The sequence below is a fragment of the Lactobacillus helveticus DSM 20075 = CGMCC 1.1877 genome (assembly GCF_000160855.1).
Lineage (GTDB): Bacteria > Bacillota > Bacilli > Lactobacillales > Lactobacillaceae > Lactobacillus > Lactobacillus helveticus.
In genome coordinates this window covers 42,350-49,437 of sequence record NZ_GG700752.1, presented here as the reverse complement: position 1 = coordinate 49,437, position 7,088 = coordinate 42,350, and the positions used below count along the sequence as shown (strand labels likewise).

At 35.2% G+C, this 7,088-nt stretch carries 9 protein-coding genes, 1 tRNA gene and 1 pseudogene; 8 read left to right on the top strand and 3 right to left on the bottom strand.

What is annotated here, in order from left to right:
• Positions 1–14 precede the first annotated feature (14 nt).
• Both HMPREF0518_RS00255 and HMPREF0518_RS00250 read right to left on the bottom strand, forming a co-directional pair.
• On the bottom strand, positions 15–1,244 hold the full coding sequence (locus HMPREF0518_RS00255; RefSeq protein WP_003624862.1) for a DUF2974 domain-containing protein: 1,230 nt from the start codon (positions 1,242–1,244) through the stop codon (positions 15–17).
• Positions 1,245–1,327: 83 nt separating this feature from the next.
• On the bottom strand, positions 1,328–2,032 hold the full coding sequence (locus HMPREF0518_RS00250) for an MgtC/SapB family protein (RefSeq protein WP_003624860.1): 705 nt from the start codon (positions 2,030–2,032) through the stop codon (positions 1,328–1,330).
• 162 nt (positions 2,033–2,194) lie between these two features.
• Here HMPREF0518_RS00250 and HMPREF0518_RS00245 point away from each other — a divergent pair.
• A tRNA-Thr gene (locus tag HMPREF0518_RS00245) sits at positions 2,195–2,267 on the top strand.
• Positions 2,268–2,469: 202 nt separating this feature from the next.
• On the opposite strand, the gene HMPREF0518_RS00240 is transcribed toward HMPREF0518_RS00245, so the two are convergent.
• Positions 2,470–3,234, bottom strand: a complete 765-nt coding sequence (locus tag HMPREF0518_RS00240; protein WP_020828867.1) for a helix-turn-helix domain-containing protein — start codon at positions 3,232–3,234, stop codon at positions 2,470–2,472.
• A 205-nt stretch (positions 3,235–3,439) separates the two neighbouring features.
• On the opposite strand from HMPREF0518_RS00240, the gene HMPREF0518_RS00235 reads away from it, so the two are divergent.
• From HMPREF0518_RS00235 to HMPREF0518_RS00205, 7 genes and pseudogenes are all read left to right on the top strand, one after another.
• Positions 3,440–3,883 (top strand): hypothetical protein, encoded by a 444-nt coding sequence (locus HMPREF0518_RS00235; protein WP_003624857.1) that lies wholly within the window; start codon positions 3,440–3,442, stop codon positions 3,881–3,883.
• 17 nt (positions 3,884–3,900) lie between these two features.
• The gene (locus HMPREF0518_RS00230; RefSeq protein WP_035504224.1) at positions 3,901–4,452 is read left to right on the top strand and encodes a hypothetical protein; all 552 of its coding nucleotides are present in this window, start codon (positions 3,901–3,903) and stop codon (positions 4,450–4,452) included.
• Complete coding sequence (locus tag HMPREF0518_RS00225; protein WP_003624855.1) at positions 4,442–5,236, top strand: FtsK/SpoIIIE domain-containing protein; 795 nt, start codon at positions 4,442–4,444, stop codon at positions 5,234–5,236. The genes HMPREF0518_RS00230 and HMPREF0518_RS00225 overlap by 11 nt, the downstream gene beginning before the upstream one ends.
• 86 nt (positions 5,237–5,322) lie before the next feature.
• The gene (locus HMPREF0518_RS00220) at positions 5,323–6,144 is read left to right on the top strand and encodes a replication initiation factor domain-containing protein (RefSeq protein ID WP_003624854.1); all 822 of its coding nucleotides are present in this window, start codon (positions 5,323–5,325) and stop codon (positions 6,142–6,144) included.
• Positions 6,144–6,527 carry a hypothetical protein gene (locus HMPREF0518_RS00215; protein WP_003624852.1) on the top strand — a complete coding sequence of 128 codons (384 nt, stop codon included), beginning with the start codon at positions 6,144–6,146 and terminating at the stop codon, positions 6,525–6,527. The genes HMPREF0518_RS00220 and HMPREF0518_RS00215 overlap by 1 nt, the downstream gene beginning before the upstream one ends.
• Before the next feature lies 1 nt (position 6,528).
• Positions 6,529–6,708 (top strand): helix-turn-helix transcriptional regulator, encoded by a 180-nt coding sequence (locus HMPREF0518_RS00210; protein WP_003624850.1) that lies wholly within the window; start codon positions 6,529–6,531, stop codon positions 6,706–6,708.
• 43 nt (positions 6,709–6,751) lie between these two features.
• Positions 6,752–7,088 (top strand): annotated as a pseudogene (locus HMPREF0518_RS00205) (tyrosine-type recombinase/integrase); the annotation flags it as partial.

Below are 7,088 nucleotides of genomic sequence, written 5' to 3'. Positions count from 1 at the left end.
CGTGTGAAACTTTTTTACTTTAATTTTTTGTTTTCTGCGTCTTTTTCAGTTTTAAATCTAATTTTGATTTCTTCAGGCAAAATGCTAGGAACTGAAGTGTCGTAGAATTCGTAGAAGATCGGCTTCTTATTTGAGTCATTGCTCTTTGGATAAAGGGCAAAATCGGTTTCTGAAAATGGCAGACTAATATTTCCGCGAATTGCGTTAATAATCTCGTTGATCATATGCAAAATATATTTTCGCGTATCAGGAGTAAGCGACATGATCACGCGGCTAAAGCGAACAGTGCCTAGCAATTTATGAGCAGTTATTTGGAAGACGTCAGTAATATTCAATTCTTCAAATGATTGAAACATGGTGTCCCATAATTCGCCGCGTTGAACGTCAGGAACAGTGTGATTGAAATCGATTAAAGAATGGCGCAAAGATCTGGCACCAGAAGTAAGTCCATCTGCTAAAACGAAACTATCGCGGCCAACGCTCCAGCGGCGAGGATCGTGTTGCTGGACCATAGGAGCATTACTCTTAGTAATTAAAACTCGCTCAGGATGATCTAACATCGTGCCAATAATAGATCCTTCAGGCAGGTATGTCTTCATTTTAGGAAGTGCTCGAACAAAACCAGGGGAACGCCATACTTCACCAAAGAAGCCAGGTCCATCAAAACTAATAGCTTTAATAATGCGGTCTTGCAGTTCAGGCTCAACAACGCTCAAAGCATATTCTGCGTAGTTACCACCCTTGGAATGACCAGTGAGGTAAATTTTATCATTAGGAAATTCTTCGGCCATTTCTCTGAGATAATCAGCAGCAACATCCTGGCCATAGATTTTAGGCATGTAATTCATAGTCATGTCTTCATTCCAGCCAATAATAGAACTATCGGTACCGCGATAAACAATGAGAATAGTATTGGCATTTAGACGAAAAGTGGCGGCAGTAAATTGCAACGGGTAAGGGTCTTTTTCTAAGCGATTAGTCCAATTTAAGATTTCAACGTTGCCTAGGCGTGGACTTTTAGGTAAAAGCCAAATTTGTGCGCCTGTCTCATCGTGCGTTTGTACTTGAAAGGAGGGGAGAACGCGTAATTTCTCCGCAACTTCAGCTAAAGTATGCCCCTTCGCCGATTTATCTACTGGTAAATAAATTAAAGAAGAAAATAAAGAGGCGTCAACGCTATTAAAAGGCTTTTCTTTGAAGGTTAAGTCACCGCGCCAGCGTAAATAATCAAGAGTACCTGACATATATATGTCCTTTCTGTATTAATATTGATGTATTTTACAGGCTCTTTTTTCAAAAGAAAATCTCAAGCAGAATTGCTTGAGATTTAGTTAAGTCCACCGCGTGTGTAACTAATTCGAGTAATATCAGGATACTTGCGCAGTGCCATCACAATATTGTTTTCATCAATTTTATTATTAATCACGCCATCGACATAAAAGACGATTCTTTCACCGCTAACATCTAGAATTTTAATGTTGATGTTTTCAACTTTGTTTTCCTCAAGTTCATTTTTTATCTTAGACAAAATATTATGCTGGTTAATGGCTTCAATTTGAATATTAAAGCGGACATGTGGTGTGATTTTGCTGATGATCACGTCATCATGGAAGAGCATTTGAATGACAAAAATAAGAGTGGTAGAAAGAATTCCAATGAAGTACATGCCAGCCCCGATAGCCATACCGATGGCGGCAGTTGCCCAAACACCAGCCGCGGTGGTTAAACCAGAAATTTGTTCTTTCCTGACTAAAATTGTACCGGCACCAATGAAGGAAATACCAGTAACGATCTGTGCGGCAATTCTGGAAGGATCGAGCGCAATATCATGCATATTTAGAAGATCTGTAAATCCATACTTGGATACGATCATAAAGAGTGCAGAGGCAATTGCGACTACGATGTGTGTTCTGACGCCCGCGCTTTTTCGTTGAATAGCACGTTCGTAACCGATGATCCCACCACAAAAAGCAGCAACAATTATTCTAAGCAGCCAATCTAATTCAGTTGGAATTGGTGCTAGAGTTTGCATAAAATCACTCCTTATTTCATTAAAATTACATATTTATTCTACATTATAATCCTTGATTTGATAGTCTTGAAAACTTTTTGAACTTTTTTGCAAAAAAAGCTTGCACAAGTCTATTTCATATGGTTTAATAAATACTGTTGTCGGGTGAGACAACGAAGAGTTGCTGACTTAGCTCAGTTGGCAGAGCACGTCACTAGTAATGATGAGGTCGGAGGTTCGAATCCTCTAGTCAGCATTAGTTAAACAACTTAATAGTTTTTAAGTCTATCAGTTAAGTTCGAAAGAGCTTGATGTGATAGACTTTTTTGTTACTTAAAATTATTTGTGTAGTTTTAAAAATAGTTATGAATAATTAATTTGACCACAAAAATTGCCACACAGTTTTTTAGTGTGGCGTCTGTGTGGCGAAAGTTAGATTAATGTTGATACGACAAGCTTTATTGCTTGTCATTTTTTTTGTCTTTTGAATCCTCAGATAAGAAGAAATTTTCTTTAGCAAATTGTAGATTCTGTATACCTTGATCAATGGCTGATAAAAGTTCTTTTTTAGTAGCTTGGTTATTGATTACTTTTGAAGCGGTTAGTTCAATGTTATGAGCCATATTATCAACTTCGTCAATTAATATATTAAAATTTCTATTATCTACATCTGTGGAATATTGATCTTTTAGTTTATTAAGAACTAAATTTTCAAATTCCTTATTTGTTGTTCCAACTAAGGAATTGATAAAATTAGGATTTTTAAATAGGAAAGAGAAATCTTTTTTCCAAAACTCATTGATTTCATCGAATTGAGGAAAATGTGTTTTTTTTGCTGTCTTATCAATATCGCCGTCTTTATTACGATAAAAATTCAGAGGAGTATTATAGTCACCCAAAAATAGTAGGTAGTTTTTTAAGTATTGATGAAATTCATCAGTAAAGTCAGAAACGTTAAAGTATTTATTATGTAAAAGAGATACTAGTTTATGATCAACGTCTGATCTTTGGGTGCCTTTTCCTGATAAATAGTATTCAGAAACATTAAGCGCGTGTGCAAGTTTACTCATTGTTTGGGGAGATGGATAGTTAACACCACTTTCATATTTTGCAATTGTACCTCTGGAGATGTTTAATCCTTTTTCATTTGATAAATAATCGGAGAGTTGGGCTTGAGTTTTATTCATTTTTTCTCTGATTTCTTTAATTCTAGGTAATACCATAAAAATCCTCCCTTAATATTCTTCATAATTATAACATGCTCTATAAATTGAGGAGCTAAAAACATTTATTTAGCTATTAAAAAGGAGCAAACAAAATGATATAACTATTTATGTAGAAAGGAGCATAAATATAAATAGTTCAGTATCAAAAGGAGCAAATAAAAAATACATATGCTCTAAAGTGTAGAACATAAGGAGGTTCCACATGGCACAAGATAATACTACAAAACAAGGTGAATTGCTTTCCACCTTTAATGAGAGCAACAGTAAGAGAACCCCGATTCAATCGGCTTTAACTCGACCATTAGAGGAAGCTATCGGTAAATGCTTCTTGTTACTAAGCGGAACAACAGAAGAAGTCCAAGATTCTAATGATGAAAGTAAAACTATTCCGCGTGCAGTATATAAAGTACGAGTTGTAAGTTCTAATACAAGACTAGCAATTGGTACTGTGTTAACCGTGAAAGTTAAGGGAAGCAGAAGTGTAATTACTGATGATGAAAATAAAAAATTTTTGTTTGGTTTAGAAAAAAACAAAGTAGTTGCTTTTGATGATCTTAGTCACTGGAATTTTAACGGTAATGAGGGACTATCTGCATCAAATATTAGAATTTTGGAAGTTAGTCCTCAAGAAGCTATGAATTTGTAATGTTAGGAAATGATTTTATGAAAACTAAGAAATTAGTATTAGACACAAAAAAACCGCTAGGTGACCCTAACGGATTAAAAATGGCAGTAGGTGTAACTTTAGTAGCATCAATGGGGATTGAGTATAAAGTTGCACCGCACTTGTTAACCAGTAGTAATTACACTGCACTAGCATATCCATTTTTAATCAATATTATACCCTTAGGGTATCCATGTTGGAAGTGGATTAATCTCCATATCGTTAATTATAAGATCCATAAGCAATTGATGAGTATTGTTCATTCGGAACAATTAATAGATTATGGAGATAAAAAAGAAACAAGCACTTTCAATGAAAGAAAAGTTGAATATGGCGTCAAGATCATCTATGAAGAAACTTCAGAGGGTATTTACATTACTGTGTATCCTAATGGCATTAAGCATAGTGATGCCACTCAGACTCTAAATAATAGGCTAGAAGAAACATTCAACATGAATGTTTTATCGGTAGATCATCAGCTATCTTATACAAGATACTTGTTAAGAGATGTTGATAAGCAACAAATGGGAGTAACTGATAATGCATTCTAATTTTAAGATTCAGCTAGATAAGAATACTAACTTTAGCCTTAAGGGTTCAGGAGGACTTCTCATTGTAGGACGTAGTGGGTCAGGTAAAACTAATACGACTACGTATATTATGCTTAAAGCCGTTTCTCAGTGTGATTGTGGACTTTATATTGTTGATGCAAAAAGAGCTGATATGTACGGTCTACATAATTATCTTAATAGTGGTAAGAAAGTGGTAGCAAGTAATACTAATCAAATAGCACGACTATTACGCGTTTTAAACGAGAATATGAGTGCGAGGTATGAACACTTTAAAGATGGTAAATGGGGACAGGACTTTTCAGAATATGGATATCGACCATATCTATTAGTTATTGATGAAGTATCTGCAATGCTTGCTGAAGCTGGCAAGAATAAAAAAGAGATCATGGGTGAACTACGTCAAATTATTCTCCGTGGGCGTCAAGCGGGTATTTTTACTCTTATTTCGGGTCAAAGGATAGACGCAACTATATTAGATAGAGATATCACATTGCAATTAGGCACGCGGATCGTTATGGGACAAGCAGACTCGGAAACTTATCGCATGGCATATCCCATGGTTAATGATATTAAGGCATTACCATTAGTTCCAAATAAACCGGGGTATGGTCTTATCTATTCTGATGGTCAAAAGATTAGCAATCCTACTCCGTTTGTGTCACCTGATATGTCTAATATTGATGTACCTAAGGTAATTACTAGGTTGGAAAATAATTATGATTCATCCAAGTATAATGATGAGTCTGATTATTGGCAATTATAGTTAATTTAGTTGCCAGCTGACGGGTGACGGAGTCGCCCGAATGGAATGTTCAAGCGTGAGCGGGCTGGCAACACCCACCTAATAATATGGGTGTAACGGAAAGATTATTAATCATGAAAACGATGAATAATATAAAAATCGACCAAATTCGTTTAAATATTCCCTATGATGAGACCAATCAAGTAGAAGATAGTCAAGGTTTACCTAAAGAAGTTATAGTTGCTGATAACCTGTTACATCTAGCATGGTTGTTCAAGTCTAATACAGTGAGTCATGGACATAACGGCTATACTTCTTCATATAATTTTGGATCTGGAGAACAAGGCGGAAATATTTCCGTAATGTGGAATGAAACAAGAAAAGATATGGGAATACTTGTTGACTTTACTGCGACAGGCAAAGCGTTATATGAGAGCCTTGCGGAATTACATGGAATTCCTATTAACTGGAAGAGAATAATTGAAGAACTATATGAGAAAATGGGGCACATATCTAGAATTGATATAGCCACTGACCTTATTAATTACGGATTTTCAGTTAATAGGATTATTCAAAGGTTAAAGAATGAAGAATCATTTTTCTTGAATACTCAAGGAAATAAGATTAATTCTAATCGCTTTAAAATAATTGGAAATTATGAAGAAGCCCAGACTCTATATGTTGGAAGTAGAAAAAGCGATGCCTTTTTGAGAATTTATAATAAAAAAATTGAACAGGATCGAGCTAGTGGACTTTATAGGAATCTAGCTAGAAATTGTAACGATTGGGTAAGAGTAGAAGCAGAATTTAAACATCGTTTAGCCAAAGATTTAGGAAGATATATTGCGACATTAACAATAGACAATATTTATCCTTATTTACTTGGCTGTGTACTAGAACGCTGGTCATTAGTCGATAAGGAAGAGTAATGGTATATGAGAAATTCCAACATTCCAAAGAATGGAAGATTTTAAAAGAGTTATCGAAAGGGCGAGGACTTCAGGAACTAAAGCGAGTTCAAATTGACGCTTCTCTGAATAGAAAAATTAATTGGTTTTTGTATGGCGGAGCTAGTGGAGTTATTTCGATGATTAAAGAAATTTATGGTGATGAAGCATTAAAAGAATTTTATCAGTTTTTAGACTACTTTATTTCTGATCCTGATACATGGGGACATTATTACCATTCAGACAAGATAAATGCGGATACTAAAACCATTGAAGATGCTACGCAGGGCTTGAACTTCGGAGAATATTTAGAAGATTTAAAGAAAGAATTAATTGAAGGAGATAAACAGAAAGGCAGGGACTAAGATGTTTGGCACAGAGTTACTCAACGCTAGACAAGTGGCAGCAGAATTAGGCATTAGCTACACTTACTTTTTTAAGTTGATTAAAAATGGTTGTCCATATCATCAACTTGGAAACCAAGGACGTAAATATTATGTTTTGAAGGAAGTACAAGAATGGCTATTAGTAAGTAGTCAACATTAATTAGAAGGCGTAGCAACTTGCTACGCTTTTTTAGGAGAAAGCTATGTCAATTACACAAATTAAAACGGGAAAAAATAAAGGGAAGTACCGTGTTAGAATTCAACCTACTGATAATGAAACAGGTAAAACTATTCCAGTTCCTAGTAAAGTAACGAAAACTAGCAGTAAGCGTGAGGCAAAACGGTTAGAAGAGCAAATGTGGGTACAATATCGCGTGCATAAAGAAATGAATCTAAATGTATTAGATCAACCATTTGCAAAAGCTTTAGATAACTACGTAGAAGAGGAAAGAGGCTCAGGGCGTTGGTCATCGATTACTACGTATGATAATTGGAAATATACGGTTAAGCTTGTTTCTCAATATTTTGGAAAGAAAAAAG

Excerpts from the sequence above, each read along its gene's own strand:
- HMPREF0518_RS00255 (WP_003624862.1), bottom strand. The coding sequence starts at position 1,244 with ATGTCAGGTACTCTTGATTATTTACGCTGGCGCGGTGACTTAACCTTC.
- HMPREF0518_RS00250 (WP_003624860.1), bottom strand. The coding sequence starts at position 2,032 with ATGCAAACTCTAGCACCAATTCCAACTGAATTAGATTGGCTGCTTAGA.
- HMPREF0518_RS00240 (WP_020828867.1), bottom strand. The coding sequence starts at position 3,234 with ATGGTATTACCTAGAATTAAAGAAATCAGAGAAAAAATGAATAAAACT.
- HMPREF0518_RS00235 (WP_003624857.1), top strand. The coding sequence starts at position 3,440 with ATGGCACAAGATAATACTACAAAACAAGGTGAATTGCTTTCCACCTTT.
- HMPREF0518_RS00230 (WP_035504224.1), top strand. The coding sequence starts at position 3,901 with ATGAAAACTAAGAAATTAGTATTAGACACAAAAAAACCGCTAGGTGAC.
- HMPREF0518_RS00225 (WP_003624855.1), top strand. The coding sequence starts at position 4,442 with ATGCATTCTAATTTTAAGATTCAGCTAGATAAGAATACTAACTTTAGC.
- HMPREF0518_RS00220 (WP_003624854.1), top strand. The coding sequence starts at position 5,323 with ATGGGTGTAACGGAAAGATTATTAATCATGAAAACGATGAATAATATA.
- HMPREF0518_RS00215 (WP_003624852.1), top strand. The coding sequence starts at position 6,144 with ATGGTATATGAGAAATTCCAACATTCCAAAGAATGGAAGATTTTAAAA.
- HMPREF0518_RS00210 (WP_003624850.1), top strand. The coding sequence starts at position 6,529 with ATGTTTGGCACAGAGTTACTCAACGCTAGACAAGTGGCAGCAGAATTA.